Raw genomic sequence first — 18767 nt, forward strand, 5'->3', positions numbered from 1 at the left:
TCTCTGGTGGGTTGCATCGGGTGCTTGAATTCACGACCAAGGCGCACTCGTACCTGCCAAGAAAATTGATTTAATGCATTGGCGGGGCCTGGAGCTTCGCTATTTTTTAAGCGATACATACGCGATTGCGTCCTTCTGCTTTTGCTTTGTATAAAGCCTGGTCAGCTAATTTGACTAAGAATTTGATGTCGGCTTGAGACATGGTGGGTCTTATGGAAGCCACACCTAAGCTTATCGTCGCGTATGGCGCTACATTCGATGAGTGCGGGATCTTGAATTCTTCCACTGCCGCCCGGATACGATGGGCGATTGCAATCGCGCCTGCCAGATCAGAGTCCGGGAGTAGGACGGCAATTTCTTCGCCTCCGTATCGAGCGCACAAATCGGCGGGTCTGCCTGGAATGTTCCTGATCGCTTCAGCTATTTTTCTCAGACACTCATCACCCGCCGGGTGGCCGTAAATATCGTTGTATTGCTTAAACCGGTCTACGTCTATCATTACTAAAGACAGTTCGCTTTTACTGCGCAGCGCCCGGTCAAATTCCGTTTTCAGGGTCGCGTCAAACTTGCGTCGATTCGCAAGCTTCGTCAGGCTATCTTCCGAGGCTAAGGCCTCCAGTTCCTGTTTTGCTTCTCTCAGCTTTAACTCTGTATTTTCCTTTTGATTGATCTGAACGACTAAATAAATCCCAAACAAGGTGATCAGGAAAATCAAGACGATGCAAAGCGTTACATGGCGGATGGTTTGCGTGCGCCAGCCAGAAAGAATGTCGTTCTTGGCGATTGCCACGGAAACAAGCAATGGATAGTCATCAAGTAGTCGGTAGCTGTAAAGACGTTCTGTCTTATCAACAGCTGCAACCAGCATGGCCGTGCCGACAGGTCCTTTATTGCGGTATTCGGTAAAGACGGGGCCTTTTACTACACTGGTACCTATGACGTCTTCCACAAAAGGACGTCTGGTGAGCATGATGCCATCAGAACTCGCCAGAAATATGGCTCCTGATGTGCTGATGTCGAAGCTGTCATAGAAATTCTTAAAGTAATCCAGCGGAATGGTCGCAAGCACCAGTCCGGCAAATTTCCCATCGGGATGGTCCAGACGACGAGAGACGGTGAGCACCCAATGGTTGGTAGATTTGCTTTTTACAGCAGGGCCTATGTAAAGGCTGCGATGATTGTTTGTCTTATGGTGCAGGAAGTATTGACGGTCTTCGTAGCTTATGCCACGAGCAGCGTCGATATAAGAGGTGACTAAGGGATGCCCATTCTGGTCTATGACAAACAGTCCGCCTACGATAGGTTGATCCGCAACCCTGCTGACAAGAAATTCGTGCAAAGAAGAGGGGACAAAGTTATTGATACCTTTCTCTTCAATGCGCTCGACCAAGCCTGCGAGTATGTTGTCCGTGCTGCCTATCGTTGCGCTGGCGTGCTGCGCTAACGCACGCGCCATGTTCATGGTGCTGATTTCAAATTCGCGTAGTTTATTTTTTCTGGCTTGCCAGCTATCCCACGCTACCAGAACAATCAATGAATTCGATACCAATACGATAAACAGAACCGCCTTAAAGATAAGTGTTCGTCTTTTTGAGATTAACTTGCGCGATAAGGATTGAAACAATCAACAACCTCGGTCATGAATTGGAGCAACAGATTTGCAGCCGTCAAAATCGTGCATGATACTTGAGACCATTCGATTAGGGGAATGTTGGTTTGCATCGAAAACTACCTCACGTTTAGAACTCAATTCACTTTGCCAAAGTGACTAGGAGATTAGAGTGATCGACGCAGCATTTCTTGGAATTATTCGATGTTGGCACTTTCGTGACAAGGTCTCATTGAGGGAAATATTCAAACGATTAGGTTTTTCTCGAAATGCCGTCGGCGCTATCGGCGCGCTGAAACTGCCGAGCCAGCTTATGCTGACTGACGTTGCTTTACCTCTTTCGACAAATATGCGTCCAAGCTTTTAGCTGGGCTAAAGACTAAGGCAACGAAGTCGTGTAAGCAACGATGAACCTTTGAATAGATGCACATCGATCTATATGCGTTGGGATTTGATGGGGTGTTTGATCGGGCGCAGCCTTCGCCAGACAGTGAAGGGTGGATTGGTTGCAGAAGGGAAATTCTGCGAGCAAATCAACACTCTGTATGTTCTGGATGTCAATATTCCGCTTTGGACGTCAAAACGAAAAAAATGCATTCTCATAGGGAGAAATGCGGTTTTTTGGACTTCATGTCTTTAAACATGTTCCTGGTGGTGGCGGGAATCTCCCGGCTGTGCGCTTGCAAGCGCACATCGCTCAGCCAGCGCAACGCATGCGTTGCGCAACCCTGGCCTCGCCCCGCGTCCTGCGGGTTCGATTTCGCAAACGTCAATACAAATAAAAAAGGCCATCCTGACGGATGACCTTTTGTATTTGGTGGGGCGGCGTCCCTCACATTCAGTCAAATAGGCAATATAGATAAAGGTTTTTTTTGATACGAATTTTTTTCATACCCCCAAAAATACCCCCGCAAATAGGGCGCTTGTTGATTTGCATCGAAAACTGTCCCACGTTTAGAACACAATCCTACTTACCAAAGTGAGTAGGAGATATGGAGTGATCGACGTGGTTTTACTTGGAATAATTCGACGCTGGCACCTTCGTGACCATGTGTCTTTAAGGGTGATATCTAAACGATTGTGCATCTCTCGAAACACCGTTCGGCGATATCTACACGCTGAAACTGTCGAGCTAGCCTATGCTGATCGACGTTCCCCGACTTCTCTCGGCAAACACGCTTTCAACCTGGTTAAAGACTGAGGCGACGAAGTCACGCAAGCAACGACGGACTTTGAAACAGAGGCACATCGACTTGTGTGCATCGAGATCTGAAGGGTCGTGTCGCAGCCTTCGCTAGACAACGGAAGGTAACTCAGTTAGAGCGGGCCAACTCTGCGAGCAAATCAACAACAACTAGACAAAGAGGAGAAAACTACTCGATTAATCTCAACCTAACCTCAAATTACATTAATAGGGTGGGTCAAAATTCGATGCAAATACGGGTCAAGTTTCGGCACAATTCAATAAAGGTTTGGTCTGATTTCATTGTTTGCCCAACTTCGCAGCTCCTATCTTTCGGGGTGTATAGCATTTCATGATGTCGCGTTCTTCATTCCCTTCAGTGAGACAACCAGAAGGCAAAATATAGTACATATAGTGGCAGCGGTAACCGTTTGCCTTGAAGTCGGAAAAACAATGAATGTAAACCCGTGTCCCTTTACTATGGCTGAGAAGCTTGATACGCAAAACGGCATGAAGAAAAAACGGAAAATTTGCCACTGGCTTAGGTTGGTTGGTGTAAAAGGAAAACCGGTGGTGCTAAAAAGTAGGCCGAAGCCCATCATTGTACCAATGCCGAGTGAGGTTAGCCAAAGCGTGGGAGACGGGTCGAAATACCAGAAGATGGTAAGGCTGTACCAGATGAAATAGCACCAGAGAACAGCACGACCTAATGATAATCGCGATAGATAATCAATCATGGAAGCGGGGCAACAAAGCCGGAAAGGTCTAAGATTGGCAGTTATGGCATGCCGCCAACCTTGCGGCGACGACATGCCAACCGGACGAAAGGTCAAGCTGCGCCCAGAGCGACTTGCTGTTCCAGTAACATGTCAGTCATAGTTTCAAGATTTGGCGCTGTGTATGTGGGCCGTACGCCCATTTCCTCGAATACCGAATTGCGTCGATTTACCCAACATACTGGGAAACCAAAATGTGCGGCTGCCGTTGCGTCCCAAGCATTGGAGGAAACGAACAGCACATTTTCTCGTGGCAGCCCCATACGCGTCTCAGCCAATGCATAGACGCTCGAGTGTGGCTTGAATACTTGCACTGATTCGACACTGATTAAGTCGTCGAAGGCCCAGCCCAATTTCGAGTTCTCTACCACTTGTGAAATGGTCGCAATCGAACCGTTAGAAATGATCCCTAACGGGAAACCCGCGTCACGCAGTCGTTGTAACGCGGCAGGCGTATCTCGGTGTGGCTGAAGGTGCAAGTAGGCATCACTGAGACGGCGGTGTAATGTTTCATCGAGTTTGAGTTCGAAATGAGCGCAGGTGTAGCGGAGCGCATCTTCGGTTGTCTTTTCGAAATTCACATAGCGATCCATCAGGCTTCGTAACCAGGTGTACTCCAGTTGTTTTTGACGCCACAATATTGCGATGGCATCGCCCATCGTGGGATAAACCTCTTCACATAGTTTGCTTACAGACTGAACATCGTACAAGGTTCCATAAAGATCGAAGACGATACTTTTGATATTTTTCATTTACTGCTCTCCTTTGATGTTACGGCTTCCTCGCCGTAAGTTAAATAAATGGATGATTAATGAACTTCAACACCGGTCTGTGCACGGTATAGAACCTCTTCAAAGCGTTCTTCATTGGCTAGGTCCCTACCGCCGAGGAAAGTACCCGCGATCGCCCCTAGAAAGCCGAGGGGCAGGCTGAGAACGGTTGGATTCACGATTGGGAAAATCGCTGTCTTACCCATGAATGCTGGACCGATAAAAGCCAGACCAGCAGCCGATACCAGACCGACCGTGATGCCGCCAATAACACCCGCAGTATTGAAGCGTCTCCAGAACAGCGACAGCACTATGACCGGGAAATTTGCCGACGCCGCGATAGAAATGGCAAGGATTACTAGCACTGCGACATTCACACCTTCAGCTAGTAACCCGAGCGCTGTTGCAATTACGCCGATAGCCAGGGTCGAGAGTTTTGCTACGCGGACTTGATCTGCTTCACTGACTTTGCCGTGGCGGATTACATTCACATACAAGTCGTGTGCTACGGTGCCGGATGTGGCTAGGGTGAGGCCCGCGACTACCGCGAGGATGGTTGCAAAGGCTACCGCGCAGACTACCGCGAGGAATATCTCTCCTCCGATTGAGCCGGCGCCACCCCCTAAGGCTTGTGCCAACAGAGGCAGGGCAAGATTGCCGCCTTTGTCGACGGCGCGAATTGCATCCTGACCAACGAAGATCGCGGCGGCAAAGCCAATGAGGGTCGTGGCAAGGAAGAACGAACCCGCCAGGAACATCAGCCAGATGACTGATTTCCGTGCAGTCTTTGCGTCAGGCACGGTGAAGAATCTCGTCATGATGTGTGGAAGGCCAGCAGTACCGACGATCAGACTGAGTGACAGCGAAAATGCGTCCAGTGGATGTTTCAGATAATTGCCGGGCGCGAGCATCTGCAGACCGTATTTGTCTTCCGCAGTGGAAAATAACTTAAGCGGGTTAAAGCCAACTTTCGCCAACAGCCAAGTCACCAGTACGGTAGCAGTGGCCAACAATAGTACAGCCTTGATGATCTGCACCCAGGTAGTGGCGATCATGCCTCCGAAGCGTACGTACACTACCATGCCGATGCCAACGAAGATAACCGCGGTGGAATAGGGCACACCGAGCAGCAATTTCATCAGTGCACCGGCTCCCGCAAGTTGCGGAATCATGTAAGCCACATTGACGATAGCCGTGCCGACTACTGCAGCGAGACGCGCTTGCGGGCGTTGCATTCGGTAGGCGATGACATCACCCAATGTGAAACGTCCTGTGTTACGGATCGGCTCTGCTACGACCATCAAGATCAGCAGAAAGGCTGCCAGCGCCGAGACGGCGTAAAGCGATCCGTCCATGCCGTATAAGGCAGTCAAACCGGTAAAGCCGAGAAAGGCTGCAGCGCTCATCCAGTCGCCGGCGAGGGCAAAGCCATTTTCTTTGGCCGACAGGTTGCCGCCAGCCGCATAGAATTCGCTGGTGGTATTGGTACGCCGCGCAGCCCAGTAAGTTACTACTAGCGTGAGTGACAGGATCAACACAAAAATGCCAAGTGTGAGGAGCTTCATGATTGGTTGCTCCTTGCGTGCTTGGCGCCAACCATGGCGTTGACCTTTCTATCAAAGATATTGTTGGCGGCCCGTACATACAACACGGCCGCCGCCCAGCAGACTAGGTAGGCCAGCAGGATCAGGAAGAATCCAATATTGAGCGCCCCTACGAGCTTGGTTGACATCAGCGGCCTGGCGAATCCCGCTAGCAGCGTGAGACAAAAAAAGAAACCGAGGCTGACCACTAGCAAGGGACCTACGATGCGTTTTTTTGCCTGCATCAAATCGCGAAATCCTGGTGAACTGCAGGATTGTAAATATTGCGTGTGAGGTGGGGCGGTGAGCGGTTCGTGCTCGGTGAGTAATAAATTTGCAGCCATTTCCGTGTCTCCTGATGTGAAGTTATGCCTCTCGTGCCTCTAACGGGCAATTGACGGCATCACTCCTTTAGCAGTCTTCGTGCCAAATGCATAAGTCATTGATTTGTAAGAAAAAGAAGATGGATGTGGAAAATTTTATTGAGAAAAATAGAAAAATATGAGTCAAAGTAGAATCAATGTGAGTCATAGAAGAATCACATTGAATAAATTAGATTATTTCTGGTTTTAACCTAATTTATTTAGAGTAAAGAAGGAGTTCCCATACTTTTACAAATTGATTCATAATTGAATCAGCGGCAAATTTGCATTTGTAGAAAGTTCGTTTCTAACCCTGGAGGTTTCATGTCGCCATCACCTCAAGCCCTTGCTGCCCTGTTGTCGCGGCTGCCCATCGGTATCATTACGCGGCAACGAGACGGGTCTGTCTGGTTTAATGATTTCTTCGGCACCCATCATCCAAAATTTGCATCGATTGATGTTCCTGCCCTTGATCAATGGCTTAGCGGTGGCATAGCACCGATAGGTATGGTCGAAGTTGAGGGGGAGCAATATCAGGCTGAATGTGAGGTGCTTGAAGAAAGTGAAGCGCTGTTATTGTGGCCGACCGCCACCGCAGTGAAGTTCGCGCCGCAGATGCAGCAGCTTGAACAGATGTACCAGGATTTCCGAGAGATTTATCGCAATTCATTTGACGGCATTTTTATCGCAGATGGCATGGGTAACACCTTAATGGTTAATGAGGGGTGTGAGCGCAATTACGGAGTGTCAGCCAGTGAAATGATTGGTCGACACGTGTCGGAATTTCAGCGTAGTGGCCTGATCAGTCCTGTCATCGCCATGCGCGTGATTGAGAGTCGTCAGCGTATCAGTGCCGTACAGGAAACGAGCATCGGTAAGACCATTATGGTTACGGGCATTCCCTTGTTAGACGATCAAGGTGCGGTACGCAAGGTCATTATTAATTCACGCGATACGACTGAACTTATTCAATTGCAGGAGGAGTTGGCGCGAGCTCGGGAAAAACTACATCGCTTCGAAATGGAGGTAAGCCAGCTACGTATGGGTAATCCCGCTATCGCTGGCCTTATTACACGCAGTCCTGCCATGCAGCAAATTACCGCACTTGCTCAAAAGGTTGCGAAGGTGAATGCGACTGTATTGATTACGGGGGAATCCGGTGCTGGCAAGGAGGTGCTGACTCGCCTGATTCACAAGGAAAGTGCGCATCACAAGGGGCCCTTTGTGAAAATCAACTGTGGCGCCATTCCGCGAGACCTGCTGGAGTCTGAACTGTTTGGTTACGAAGCGGGTGCCTTCACTGGAGCACAACGTCAGGGCAAGGTTGGCATGATCGAAGTGGCCGACAAAGGTACACTGTTCCTTGATGAGATTGGTGAATTACCATTAGATTTGCAAGTCAAACTCCTGCAGGTCTTGCAAGATCGCACGTTGACACGCTTGGGCGGAACGCGGCCGATCCATGTCGATGTCAGAGTAGTAGCGGCAACTAATCGTGATTTACAGGTGATGGTAGATGCACGCCAGTTCCGCAGTGATCTCTTTTATCGACTTAATGTGGTGCCGCTCCACGTGCCACCGTTGCGTGAGCGGCGTGAAGACATATTGCCATTGATCCAGCATTTTCTGGATGAACTCAATGCGCAATACGACTTTGATAAAAGACTTTCGGAGCAGGCTTTGGCGGCACTACTTGACTACGACTGGCCAGGAAACGTACGTGAGTTGCGTAACATGGTTGAACGACTAGTTGTGACGGCACCGGAATCGTTGATTCGGTCGGACAGTTTGCCGACGCTGCTGCGTCCAACTGAACTCGAAGGCGATATGGCAAATCTCGATATCAAGGCACGCTCTGCACATTTTGAACGTAAAATCGTGCAGGAGGCAGTAGAGCGCTATGGCAGCACGCGTGCGGCTGCTAAACATCTGCAGATAAGCCAATCAACCGTAGTTCGGCGGCTTAAGATGGATTGATGTTGGCGCAGTTATGGGCGCTCGTTCCTGCGGCGCGCGCTCTTTAAGGCTCCGAGACATACCAACACAATACATGTGGCTCGATCAATCGGCCAAATAAGGTTGCAATTGATAGTCCGAGCAAGTACCAGAAGCTAACAAAGGGCGTGGCTGTTTCTAGGCAATGTATTCTGACAATTTTTTGCATCATGGCCTTTGAATATTGGATTGCGGACCTTGGAAAGACGCCTGAAGGAGGGAAATCGATGCCGCTAACAGTACAAGATCCTTAAGAAGGAATTGGCCAGGCATAGCTCCAATAGCTGGAAAGCCACCAGCCGTTACCTCTGCTACACCGGGTGTGCTAAAGAAAAAAGTGAACGTGATTAGATAGGTCGCAGCTGACATGGCCGCGCCCAATGCTGAGAAGATGGGTTGGAAAGCTCCCAAAATCAGGGCAGCTGCAGTGGATAATTCAAGTACACCGATAACGTAACTTGTTCCTTGAATTCCAAATAGAGAATGCAACCAACTCATAACAGGACTGTTGGCGATGAATGGAGCGATGGCATTCGCTTCGTAAGAAGTAAATTTCATTCCACCAAACCAAAGAAAGACGATGATCAATGCCCATCTGAGCAAGGCCAGAGACGAGAGCGATCCGACACTTTTTTCGGCGATTTGTAGACGTGTTTGATTTGTGCAGATGTTCATTTTTTGGTTTCCCTTTTAGTTGTTGATTGGATGGTTAGAAGCCTCTACTTTAGGTCACTCTGATACCTGTTTCGAGACTGCATTTGCTCAATAAAATTCCGAAAAGGATCAAGTAACGAATCAATCCATTCAACATCGGTACGGCACCGATGGCCGATATCATTAAGTAAGATGAAGGGGAGTCTAGTTCACGGTGGCGATGAATCTTTCGTGACCGATGCCTTTGTCAACTTGCGGGCGCGTGCAATGTCACCGGAGATAGCGGTGCGCTGTGGGTCTCCCTCAGGTAGGGTGGCTACCAAACGTTCCCAGTAGTTGACTGCCTCGGCGTAGTGACCCGCCTGTAACGCTGCCATGCCTCGCAGTTTCAGACTGGCTGCTTCTTGCGGGTTGCTAGCCAGAGCTTCATCGGTCAGTGCCTGTAGTTGGGGCGTCCATTGCTTATCGCCTGCGAAATACAATGCCTGGGCCCAACGTCCCAACAGTTCGGACGGTCGCCCCGCCAAAGTGGCGGCACGTTCGAACGCTCGGGCTGCATCGACCATGCGTTCTTCCTTCATGTAGGCGCGCCCCAGCAATGACCAACCTTCGGCCGACTCGGGCGATGTGGCTAACAATGTTTCCAGACTCGCAGTTATTTTTTCGATATCTGGATTCGAACTTCCCGTGTGTTGGCGCGCCTGTACAAGTTGATCCAGTGAGCCCCAGTGTAGGTACAGTACTAGCGCAAGTAACGGGGTCGACAGTGCCGCAATCAGCGGAATGGCTCGACCCAGGGAAGTGCCGGCGGCATGCTCAGGATCCTGCGCATCGTCCAGCAGATTGCGGACTGCCTCGACCCGTCGCGCTTCGAATTGCATCGCGTCGAGGGTGTCAGTGCCATGCTGTGTTTCTAATTCGCGCAGACGTTCGCGGTAAAGTCCAACATTCAAATGGGTGCGATTAACGTCGACACGCCTGCGAGGAAGGCGCAGTTGTGGCACCAAAATAAAAGCTAGAGCTGCTGCGAACAGTAGTCCCGCGTAGAGCCAAAAAATGGTCATGAATCTTGCTCGATAGGTGGATTCGTCTTTTGCAGCAGATCGGCCAGGCGACGCTGTTCGGTATTGGACAATGCGTTTCCGGCTACCCGACGTCGGCGCCGGCTTGCGACGATGGCAGCTATGGCCGCGCCTCCAATGAGCAATAACGTAGCCGGACCTAACCACAGCAGCGCTGTCCGGGAGGATAGTGGGGGGTCGTATAGTACGAAATCGCCGTAGCGCGAGACCATGAAGTCAATGATCTGTTCGTCGCTTTGACCTGCACCCAGCATGCGATAGATCTCGCCGCGTAAATCGCTGGCGATGGGCGAACTTGATTCCGCAATGTTTTGGTTCTGACACTTGGGACAGCGCAGTATCGAAGTCAGATCGTGATAGCGCTGGCGTTGGCTGTCGTTGGCAAATTCACGCGTGTCGATGGCGGCTTGGCTACTACCTAGTAGCCCAAGGCCGAGAACAATCGCTATGATCAAGCGCTTCATGGCGCAACTTCCTGCAGCAACTTGTTGTAAATGGGGGCCAGTTCTTCGTCCCAAACATGCTGATCAATGATGCCAACGTACTTGTCACGAATAATGCCTTGGGCGTCGATGAAAAAAGTCTCGGGCGCGCCATATACGCCAAGGTCCAAACCCAATGTGCCGGCCGCATCCTCTATATTTAGCCGGTACGGGTTGTGCAAGGTACGCAACCAATGTTGTGCCGCATCCCGGTCGTCCTTGTAGTTAACACCGTAGATCGCAACACCCTGATTGGCCAGTTTGGTCAACAGGGGGTGTTCCTGACGGCAGGATGTACACCATGTCGCCCAGACGTTGACCAATGCCGGTTTTCCCTTGAGGTCGTCGCGTGTCAACATGTGCGATGTGTCGTCGAGAGACGGCAGCGCGAAGCTGGGGAAGGGCTTGCCGACTAGTGCGGAGGGCAACCGGGTTGGATCGAGGAACAGGCCGCGATAGAGCAGTACCACGATGGATAGGAATAAGGCCAGCGGCAACAGCAGCATCAATCGCTTCATGGCTGTACTCCAGTCATGTGCGTGTCCGAATCCAGTTGGCGTTTTCCGGTGCGATAGCGTCGGTCAGTGGCTGCTAGCATGCCGCCCAAAGCCATCAGCAACGCGCCGAGCCAGATCCAGCGCACGAACGGCTTAATCTGTATTCGAACTGCCCAGGCGCCGTCAGCTAGCGGTTCACCCAGAGCCACGAACAGGTCACGGGTGACGCCGGCCTGAATTCCTGCCTCGGTCATGGTGGCCTGTTGGACTTGGTAAATACGTTTTTCGGGATACATCACGGCGACCTCACGGCTGTCACGAAAGACGCGTACGCTGCCACGATCAGTGACGTAATTGGGGCCTTGGAGCCGAGTCGTGCCTTCGAATAAAAAGTAATAGCCGCCCAGGTCGATGGCTGTGCCCGGCGCCATGCGCAGTTCTCTCTCGAGACTGCCGACGGTGGCTAGTACAGCGGCCAACGCACATACAGCGAAGCCCAAGTGGGCCAGTTGCATGCCCCAATAGCTACGACCCAATGTCGGCAGACCTTTGAGTAGTCCCTTGTGACGCGTTTTGTCGAAGATGTCGCGTAGGCCTGCCAACACGACCCAAGCAGCCAGCAAGCAGCTTCCCGCCACTACCCAACTCGATCGGTCCTGCAGCGTCGCAATGGTCAGTGCAATCAACAGACTGACTACCAATATTGGGAAGAGCATGCGCGCCAGCCAGCGCACCGGCGTGTCTTTCCAGCGTGTGAACATGCCGATGGCAACTGCGACCATCACCAGTGCCATTAGTGGAACGAACATGGCATTGAAGTAGGGTGGGCCGACAGACAGTTTGGCACCGGTTAGCGCATCGAGAATTAGAGGGTAGAGTGTGCCTAGAAGGATCATGGCCGCTGCTACTGATAGCAGGAGGTTGTTCACCAATAATAGTGTCTCGCGCGACAAGATTCCGAAGCCGGCCTGACTCTTGACGACCGGTGCTCGCAACGCAAATAACGTAAGCGAACCGCCTACTACCACCAGTAGAAATACCAGCACGAATACGCCGCGTGCAGGATCGGTAGCAAAGGCATGAACGGAGGTCAACACGCCTGAACGAACTAGGAAAGTGCCCAACAAACTCAGTGAGAATGCAGCGATCGCAAGTAGTACGGTCCAACTCTTGAACACGCCGCGTTTTTCAGTTGCCGCAAGAGAGTGAATCAGTGCTGCTCCCACTAGCCACGGCATGAATGAGGCGTTCTCGACTGGATCCCAGAACCACCAACTACCCCAGCCAAGCTCTGCATAAGCCCACCATGATCCAAGAGCGATACCCACACCTAGAAATGCCCAAGCCACGGTTGTCCAAGGGCGAGACCAGCGTGCCCAAGCGGCGTCGAGTTTACCTTCGATCAGGGCCGCGATAGCAAATGCGAACGCCACCGAGAAACCGACGTAGCCCATGTAGAGTATGGGTGGATGGACGATTAAGCCGATGTCTTGTAGCAGGGGATTAAGGTCACGACCATCAATGGGGACATTGGGCAATAGGCGGATGAAAGGATTGGAGGTGTCGATCAGGAACAGCAGAAAGCCAGAGCTGATCATACCCATCACGGCCAAAACTCGTGCCAGCATCGCCGCGGGTAATTGGCGGGCACCGATTGACACCGCAAATGTCCAACAGGCCTGTATCAAAACCCATAACAGGAGCGAACCTTCGTGTGCGGCCCAAATCGCGCTGAGCTTGTAGTACCAGGGTAGCCTACTGTTGGAGTTTTGTGCTACATACGCGACCGAGAAGTCGTCGGTCAGGAAAGTATGAGCCAGACAAGCGAATGAAAACACTAGGAACGCAAGTTGACCCCAAGCAGCCGGTCTTGCCAGCGCCATCCAGCACCAATCATCGCGCCACGCGCCGACCAGTGGAATGGTGGCTTGAACTAGAGCGAAGCATAGTGCCAAGATCAGGGCTAATAGCCCGAGTTCAGGGATCATCGAGCGGACTCCGGGTTGTCGCGCGGCAGATGGCCATTTGCCCCAGCTTGTTTGAGCGCATGCATGGCTTCGGGCGGCATGTAGTTCTCGTCGTGCTTGGCCAGTACCTCATCGGCTTGCAAAACACCGTCGGGGTCGAGTTTTCCCAACGCGACAATGCCCTGACCCTCGCGGAACAAGTCAGGTAGGATGCCTTGGTAGCGCACGATGATGCTACGGCTGCCGTCGGTGACGCTGAATCGCAGTGTCAACGAGTCTTGGCTGCGCTTTAGTGATCCTGTCTCTACGAGGCCGCCTGCGCGAATGCGAGCACCCTGCGGCGCCTCACCAGCTGCGATCTGACTCGGGGTGTAAAACAAGTTGATGTTTTCTCGCAGAGCGGCGAGTGCTAAAGCCGCGGCAGCACTGACACCACAGACCAAGGCCAGTATCCAGTACAGACGTTTTTTTCGAACAGGTGTCATGGCAGCCTTTCCCGATGTTGGCGACGCGCCAGTTCGTTTAAATAGCGGCGGCGAGCCAACAGTGGCAAAACCACGTTCAATGCCAACAGTGCCATGCACAAGCCGTAGGCGCTCCAGACGTAGCCGCCATGGTTGCCCATGATGAGAAAATCAGAGAACGATGTAAACCTAGTCATGTCCGGTCCTTGAGTAGTCGGGCGATTTCGTCGGTAGCCCAGCGGCTACCGGCTTCGCGCCGCAGCACTTCTAGGCGCATTCGTACAAACAGCACAGCCGCGAAGAAACAATAGAAACCCAGCACGCTCAACAGTAGTGGCAGCCACATCTGTACAGGCATGGCTGGCTTCTCTGATAACGAAAAACTGGCGGATTGGTGCAGAGTGTTCCACCATTCGACCGAATATTTGATGATGGGAATGTTGACGACACCAACCACGGCGAGCAGCGCACAAGCTCGAGCGGCACTGTCGCGATTGGTGATTGCTTGGCCCAACGCAATAACGCCCAGATATAGAAATAGCAAAATGAGCATGGAGGTCAGGCGCGCGTCCCATACCCAATAGGCACCCCACGTGGGTTTGCCCCAAATAGCTCCCGAGATTAGCGCGATGGCCGTCATCCAGGCACCGACGGGGGCGGCCTGTCGTAGGGCCACATCCGCCAGCTTTATTTTCCAAATCAAGCCGATGATGCCGGCCGCCGCCAGCATGACGTAAATGGATTGGGCCAGCAGTGCCGTCGGCACATGGATATAGATAATTCGGAAACTATTACCCTGTTGGTAGTCAGGAGGAGCAAATACCAGCCCCCATGTCAGGGCAACGGTGAGTAGCAATGTGCTGGCGATGATTAGCCACGGCATGCATTTGCCGCTCATGTCGTAGAACCATTTGGGCGAGCCCCATTTGTGTAACCAGATCCAGTTCATTTGAGTTGTTCGCGCCTCATTCTGCAATACTGATGGACAGTCCTGCGGCTATAGCAAATGGTGCCAGGGTGATTGTCAGTATGGCGAGACAAGCTAGCCAAAGTAGATGTCCCGCGATGGGGAGATTCTGTAAGGTAGCTTGCAGAACACCACTGCCCAAAATCAGTACCGGGATATACAGCGGCAGGATCAACAAGGCCAGCAATAGTCCCCCGCGTCGCAAGCCAACCGTGAGAGCGGCACCGATTGCACCGAGCAAGCTGAGCACAGGCGTGCCTAGGAACAGCGACAGCATTAGTGCAGGGAGAGAATGGGTCGGCAAGCCGAGCATTAGGGCCAAGAGCGGGGCAAGCACCACCAGTGCAAGACCGCTGCAAAGCCAATGTGCGGATACTTTGGCCAGCACCAGCACCACCAGTGAGTGCGACGAAAGCATCCATTGTTCCAACGAGCCGTCTTCGAAATCGGCGTGGAACAAGCCGTCTAGGGACAACAATACGGCCAGCAGTGCTGCAACCCACAATAATCCCGGTGCAGCGCTTTGCAAAAACTGCGATTGTGGTCCCAGTGCCAGTGGAAATAGGGAAACCACAACGGAGAAAAACACTAACGGGTTCGCAAGGTCTGAGGGCTGGCGGCATAAGAGGCGTAGCTCACTATTGAATAAGGTGATAAAGGTCTTGCTCACGCGGCGTACTGCCCCAAATCGAGATCTTTATAGGCGTATGCTTGCTGGCTGAGTTCGTGGTGTGTAGTTAAGACCACTGTGCCACCGCGGTCACAATGTCTGGCCAAGTGCGCTTCCAATTGCTTCGTACCCGCCTTATCTAGCGCAGTGAAGGGTTCATCTAACAACCACAAAGTTGGCAGATCGGGTAAGTACAGGCGTGCTAACGCGATACGACGTTGCTGTCCAGCGGATAACGCATGACAACGCGTGTCCTCGAAGCCGCGCAATCCGACAGCGAATAGGGCCTGTTCGATTGATGCGTTCGCCCCGTGCATGTGTAAAGCTCCTAGCCAAGCCAAGTTTTCCTCTGCCGTCAAAAGCGCTTTTACGCCGGCAGCATGGCCTATCCAAAGCAATTTGGAAGCGAGGGTACCCCGTTGTCGGACTAGCGCTTGACCGAACAGGTCGACATGTCCGGACACCGGCTGGGTCATGCCACATAGCAATCGCAGCAAGCTGCTTTTGCCGCTACCGTTGGGGCCGCGAATACGCAACATGTCCCCGGTCTGCAATTGGAAAGAAAGTCCTGTGAATAGCCGGCGCTGGTCCCGTTCGCAACTGAGGGTAATTGCCTCAAGCACGGGGCGGGTGGCGTCGAGTTTGATATTCTGAAAGTCGCCAAGGTTTTGCACAGTGTGCTGCATTTATAAGGGAGCGTTTAGGCTGATATTGAATTCGTTGTCACTTTCCCGCTTGCGAAGGATCCAGTTGGGGCGAGGGAAGTGACAGGTGTATCCCTCAGGCCGATTTTCAAGATAATCCTGGTGCACGGACTCGGCTTCCCAGAAGTCTCCGACAGGTTTAACTTCAGTGACTACCTTACCCGGCCATAGGCCTGACGCATTCACGTCAGCGATCGTTTCCTCTGCCACATTTTTCTGGTCGTCGTCTGTATAGAAGATAGCCGAACGGTAGCTTGTACCTACATCGTTACCTTGACGGTCCCAAGTCGTGGGATCGTGAATTTGAAAGAAGTATTCGAGCAGTACCCGATAACTTGTCTGCGTTGTATCGAAAACGATTTCGATAGCCTCTGCGTGACTGCCGTGGTTGCGATAGGTCGCATTCGGCGTGTTACCGCCGGTATAGCCGACACGAGTCGAGATAATGCCGGGAAGCTTACGGATCAAATCCTGCATTCCCCAGAAGCATCCGCCAGCAAGTACAGCACGTTGATGCATGTTAAATTCCTTCTATTTGATCGAGATATTCGCCGTAGCCTTCGCGTTCCATATCATCGCGGTGGATGAAGCGAAGTGACGCGGAATTGATGCAATAACGCAGGCCACCGCGATCAGGAGGGCCATCCGGGAAGACGTGGCCGAGATGGCTATCCCCATGTGATGACCTAACCTCGGTTCTGGTCATCCCATGGGATGTGTCGCGCAGCGCTGTAACATTTGCTGGAACGATAGGCTTGGTGAAACTGGGCCATCCACAACCTGACTCAAATTTGTCCGACGACGCGAAGAGAGGTTCACCCGAGACAACATCCACGTAGATGCCAGGTTCTGTGTGATCGTTGTACTCTCCAGAAAATGCGCGCTCGGTTCCGGATTCTTGAGTGACACGGCGTTGTTCCGCGGTCAGTTGATGTATTGCCTTCTCAGACTTTTTGTACTTCACGATCAACCTCCAATATCTTGCTTGAGTGCCTAGGTGTTACTGTCAGCGCACATGCATCGTCACCAGCTATCGCTGCGCAAATCGGAATCCCGCCTTGTGTGGTCAATGTCGCTTCGATGATGACGTAGACATTGCTTCAACAATCCTTACTATCACCATCGATAATGTTTTAAATACCTTTGCAATGTTTAGGAATATTTACGATGTGGGCAGTGGAAAAGTTCCGAGCGCTCACAGAGCACGAATGATTGTCTTCCCTTTGTGGCGTTCAGTACTATTGAAGACAGCCACAGCATTATCAAGGTTTGAGACGGTACCGATGTTTGTTCGCAATCGGCCCTCTCGCACCCGTTGGACTATTTCATTCAATTGAGTACGGTCTGCTTCAACTACAAAGTCGATTGCTAGCCCATTGTCAGGCCGTACTTCTGGCAACCCGACAAGGGATACTAGTGTTCCACCGGCACGAATCAGGCGCGCCGATCGTTTTCCGATATCACCGCCAATGACATCGAATACCAAATCTACTCCACCGATGTCTTCAAGCGTGTCATGTTCGAGGTCGATAAACTCTTGTGCACCAAAGTCGAGTGCCGTCTGACGATCTGCGGCGCGTCCAGTACCGATGACATAGGCTCCGGCTTCTCGGGCGAGTTGCGTTACCATCGCCCCGACTGCGCCTGCCGCACCATGCGCGAGGATGGACTGACCGGCTTGAACGCGCCCGTGCTGAAACAGTCCTTGCCATGCGGCCAGGCCTGAAATCGGCAGGCTCGCACCGACGGTAAAGTCAACATCACCTGGTAGCGGTGCAAGATTACGTGCCTCGATTGCCACATACTCGGCCAAGGTACCGTCACGATGCCAGTCTGCGAGGCCAAACACCCGTTGCCCCACTGATAGTCCTGTCGTACCGTAACCGAGAGCCGTGACTACTCCGGCCAGTTCGTGTCCAGGAATCGACAGTGTTCGGTTCTGTCCACGGCGATCGACCCAAGTCGAAGGCCATTCCATTTCAGTCGAAACGAATCCCGATGCGTAGATCTGGACAACAACGTCGTTTATCGATGCCTGTGGCTCGGGCCACTCCATCAGTTTCATTCCCGCTATTCCTGCAGTTTTGTCCGTAACTACGATTGCCTTCATCGTTTTCTCCTCTGTACTAATTCGTCGGATGCATGTCACTCCACGCGAAATGCTGAATGGACATATCACTTTAGGTGTAAGAAAAGTTGCTGTTCAATCATTTTTTCATTTGCTGGAAATTCTCCAGAGATAGAAGCCCTGTTCAACTTGGTACGTTACCGCTGGCCGACATGACTTCGTTTCTGAATTGTCTGATACAGAACAACGTCTCGATTTTTAATGACATGTCATCGACGCTATACCTCGTTATCGCTTCAGAGGTGGGTAGCCGTAGCTGTAGATCCAATCTGAAGCTTGTGCCGGCACGTGGCAGGACAAGCAATCCTTCTTGTAATCCGTGGATGTGGTCTTTTTAGGATCAGCTGCATTGAACCAGGACCAACCCCATCCGTCTCCCCAAAGTGTGTTTTTTGGAAAACGACCGACGTCATCTTTCACCATAACGAACCAGCCAACGAGAGTGTCAGCACTGCTTACGGTTCCAGTTGTCATAGGTTTAGTGGTGGTTTTGTATACTTCCTTTACAAGAACCGAGCCATCAGGATAGCGTCCCGTCTTGCGATATGCGGCGATCACTCCAGGAGATGCATAAACCACATGCATCTCCTTTGAGCCAGCGCCCTTTTTTTCCGCTATAGCCCATGTACCTAGCATCTGATAACTGGTTTGATAGTCAGCAGGGACATGCATATTTCCCTGATCATCTACAACTGCTGCTGTTGTCGCGTCAAACTGTGAATGCGGAGCGGTTTGTCCGTAGGCATTGCCGTCGAACATCATGAACATTCCTATTACAGCGACACCCAATGCACCTATGATTTTCATGGCTGATTCCTTATGTTGATGAGCCTATACGTTTAATGCTATTTCAGTCATCCAGGAGTGGGTAGAA

The 18767-nt window shown here is 51.7% G+C and carries 20 protein-coding genes; 1 reads left to right on the forward strand and 19 read right to left on the reverse strand.

Annotated features, from left to right (window positions below; all coding sequences use genetic code 11):
- Window positions 1-106 precede the first annotated feature (106 nt).
- The 4 genes from DBR37_RS00365 to DBR37_RS00385 all read right to left on the reverse strand — a co-directional run bounded on the left by DBR37_RS00365 (window position 107) and on the right by DBR37_RS00385 (window position 6265).
- Complete coding sequence (locus DBR37_RS00365) at window positions 107-1624, reverse strand: diguanylate cyclase (RefSeq protein ID WP_124572316.1); 1518 nt, start codon at window positions 1622-1624, stop codon at window positions 107-109.
- Window positions 1625-3621: 1997 nt separating this feature from the next.
- Window positions 3622-4320 (reverse strand): haloacid dehalogenase type II, encoded by a 699-nt coding sequence (locus tag DBR37_RS00375; RefSeq protein WP_124572317.1) that lies wholly within the window; start codon window positions 4318-4320, stop codon window positions 3622-3624.
- A 56-nt stretch (window positions 4321-4376) separates the two neighbouring features.
- On the reverse strand, window positions 4377-5903 hold the full coding sequence (locus DBR37_RS00380) for a cation acetate symporter (protein ID WP_124572318.1): 1527 nt from the start codon (window positions 5901-5903) through the stop codon (window positions 4377-4379).
- Window positions 5900-6265, reverse strand: a complete 366-nt coding sequence (locus tag DBR37_RS00385) for a DUF485 domain-containing protein (RefSeq protein ID WP_124572319.1) — start codon at window positions 6263-6265, stop codon at window positions 5900-5902. The genes DBR37_RS00380 and DBR37_RS00385 overlap by 4 nt, the downstream gene beginning before the upstream one ends.
- Window positions 6266-6607: 342 nt before the next feature.
- On the opposite strand from DBR37_RS00385, the gene DBR37_RS00390 reads away from it, so the two are divergent.
- The gene (locus DBR37_RS00390) at window positions 6608-8260 is read left to right on the forward strand and encodes a sigma-54-dependent Fis family transcriptional regulator (protein ID WP_124572320.1); all 1653 of its coding nucleotides are present in this window, start codon (window positions 6608-6610) and stop codon (window positions 8258-8260) included.
- A gap of 43 nt (window positions 8261-8303) precedes the next feature.
- Here the strand turns inward: DBR37_RS00390 and DBR37_RS17380 are convergent, their stop codons facing one another.
- From DBR37_RS17380 to DBR37_RS00465, 15 genes are all read right to left on the reverse strand, one after another.
- Window positions 8304-8450, reverse strand: coding sequence for an NrsF family protein (locus DBR37_RS17380; protein ID WP_124572321.1), 147 nt, complete (start codon window positions 8448-8450; stop codon window positions 8304-8306).
- A complete protein-coding gene (locus DBR37_RS00400) occupies window positions 8447-8953 on the reverse strand; it encodes a YkgB family protein (RefSeq protein ID WP_124572322.1) in 507 nt (168 codons plus the stop codon). Before DBR37_RS00400 ends, DBR37_RS17380 begins: the two co-directional genes overlap by 4 nt.
- Window positions 8954-9141: 188 nt before the next feature.
- On the reverse strand, window positions 9142-9996 hold the full coding sequence (gene ccmI, locus DBR37_RS00405; RefSeq protein ID WP_124572323.1) for a c-type cytochrome biogenesis protein CcmI: 855 nt from the start codon (window positions 9994-9996) through the stop codon (window positions 9142-9144).
- Window positions 9993-10478 carry a cytochrome c-type biogenesis protein gene (locus DBR37_RS00410; protein WP_124572324.1) on the reverse strand — a complete coding sequence of 162 codons (486 nt, stop codon included), beginning with the start codon at window positions 10476-10478 and terminating at the stop codon, window positions 9993-9995. Before DBR37_RS00410 ends, ccmI begins: the two co-directional genes overlap by 4 nt.
- Window positions 10475-11014: a DsbE family thiol:disulfide interchange protein gene (locus DBR37_RS00415; RefSeq protein ID WP_124572325.1), complete on the reverse strand. Its 540-nt coding sequence runs from the start codon at window positions 11012-11014 to the stop codon at window positions 10475-10477. The genes DBR37_RS00410 and DBR37_RS00415 overlap by 4 nt, the downstream gene beginning before the upstream one ends.
- Window positions 11011-12981 carry a heme lyase CcmF/NrfE family subunit gene (locus DBR37_RS00420; RefSeq protein ID WP_124572326.1) on the reverse strand — a complete coding sequence of 657 codons (1971 nt, stop codon included), beginning with the start codon at window positions 12979-12981 and terminating at the stop codon, window positions 11011-11013. The genes DBR37_RS00415 and DBR37_RS00420 overlap by 4 nt, the downstream gene beginning before the upstream one ends.
- Entirely contained in the window at window positions 12978-13445 is a 468-nt protein-coding gene (ccmE, locus tag DBR37_RS00425; RefSeq protein ID WP_124572327.1) for a cytochrome c maturation protein CcmE, read from the reverse strand. Before ccmE ends, DBR37_RS00420 begins: the two co-directional genes overlap by 4 nt.
- Window positions 13442-13621 carry a heme exporter protein CcmD gene (gene ccmD / locus DBR37_RS00430; protein ID WP_124572328.1) on the reverse strand — a complete coding sequence of 60 codons (180 nt, stop codon included), beginning with the start codon at window positions 13619-13621 and terminating at the stop codon, window positions 13442-13444. The genes ccmE and ccmD overlap by 4 nt, the downstream gene beginning before the upstream one ends.
- Window positions 13618-14373: a heme ABC transporter permease gene (locus tag DBR37_RS00435; RefSeq protein WP_124572329.1), complete on the reverse strand. Its 756-nt coding sequence runs from the start codon at window positions 14371-14373 to the stop codon at window positions 13618-13620. Before DBR37_RS00435 ends, ccmD begins: the two co-directional genes overlap by 4 nt.
- Window positions 14374-14389: 16 nt before the next feature.
- Window positions 14390-15061, reverse strand: coding sequence for a heme exporter protein CcmB (gene ccmB, locus DBR37_RS00440; protein ID WP_124572330.1), 672 nt, complete (start codon window positions 15059-15061; stop codon window positions 14390-14392).
- On the reverse strand, window positions 15058-15735 hold the full coding sequence (ccmA, locus tag DBR37_RS00445) for a cytochrome c biogenesis heme-transporting ATPase CcmA (RefSeq protein WP_233588228.1): 678 nt from the start codon (window positions 15733-15735) through the stop codon (window positions 15058-15060). Before ccmA ends, ccmB begins: the two co-directional genes overlap by 4 nt.
- Window positions 15736-15747: 12 nt before the next feature.
- A complete protein-coding gene (msrA, locus tag DBR37_RS00450; protein ID WP_124572332.1) occupies window positions 15748-16284 on the reverse strand; it encodes a peptide-methionine (S)-S-oxide reductase MsrA in 537 nt (178 codons plus the stop codon).
- A gap of 1 nt (window position 16285) precedes the next feature.
- Entirely contained in the window at window positions 16286-16729 is a 444-nt protein-coding gene (gene msrB / locus DBR37_RS00455) for a peptide-methionine (R)-S-oxide reductase MsrB (RefSeq protein WP_124572333.1), read from the reverse strand.
- Between the two features lie 231 nt (window positions 16730-16960).
- Window positions 16961-17875: an NADP-dependent oxidoreductase gene (locus DBR37_RS00460; RefSeq protein ID WP_124572334.1), complete on the reverse strand. Its 915-nt coding sequence runs from the start codon at window positions 17873-17875 to the stop codon at window positions 16961-16963.
- Window positions 17876-18121: 246 nt separating this feature from the next.
- Window positions 18122-18700, reverse strand: a complete 579-nt coding sequence (locus tag DBR37_RS00465) for a cytochrome P460 family protein (protein WP_124572335.1) — start codon at window positions 18698-18700, stop codon at window positions 18122-18124.
- Between the last annotated feature and the right edge of the window lie 67 nt (window positions 18701-18767).

It is taken from the genome of Herminiimonas sp. KBW02 (assembly GCF_003852535.1).
In the GTDB taxonomy this organism is placed as follows: domain Bacteria; phylum Pseudomonadota; class Gammaproteobacteria; order Burkholderiales; family Burkholderiaceae_D; genus Oxalicibacterium.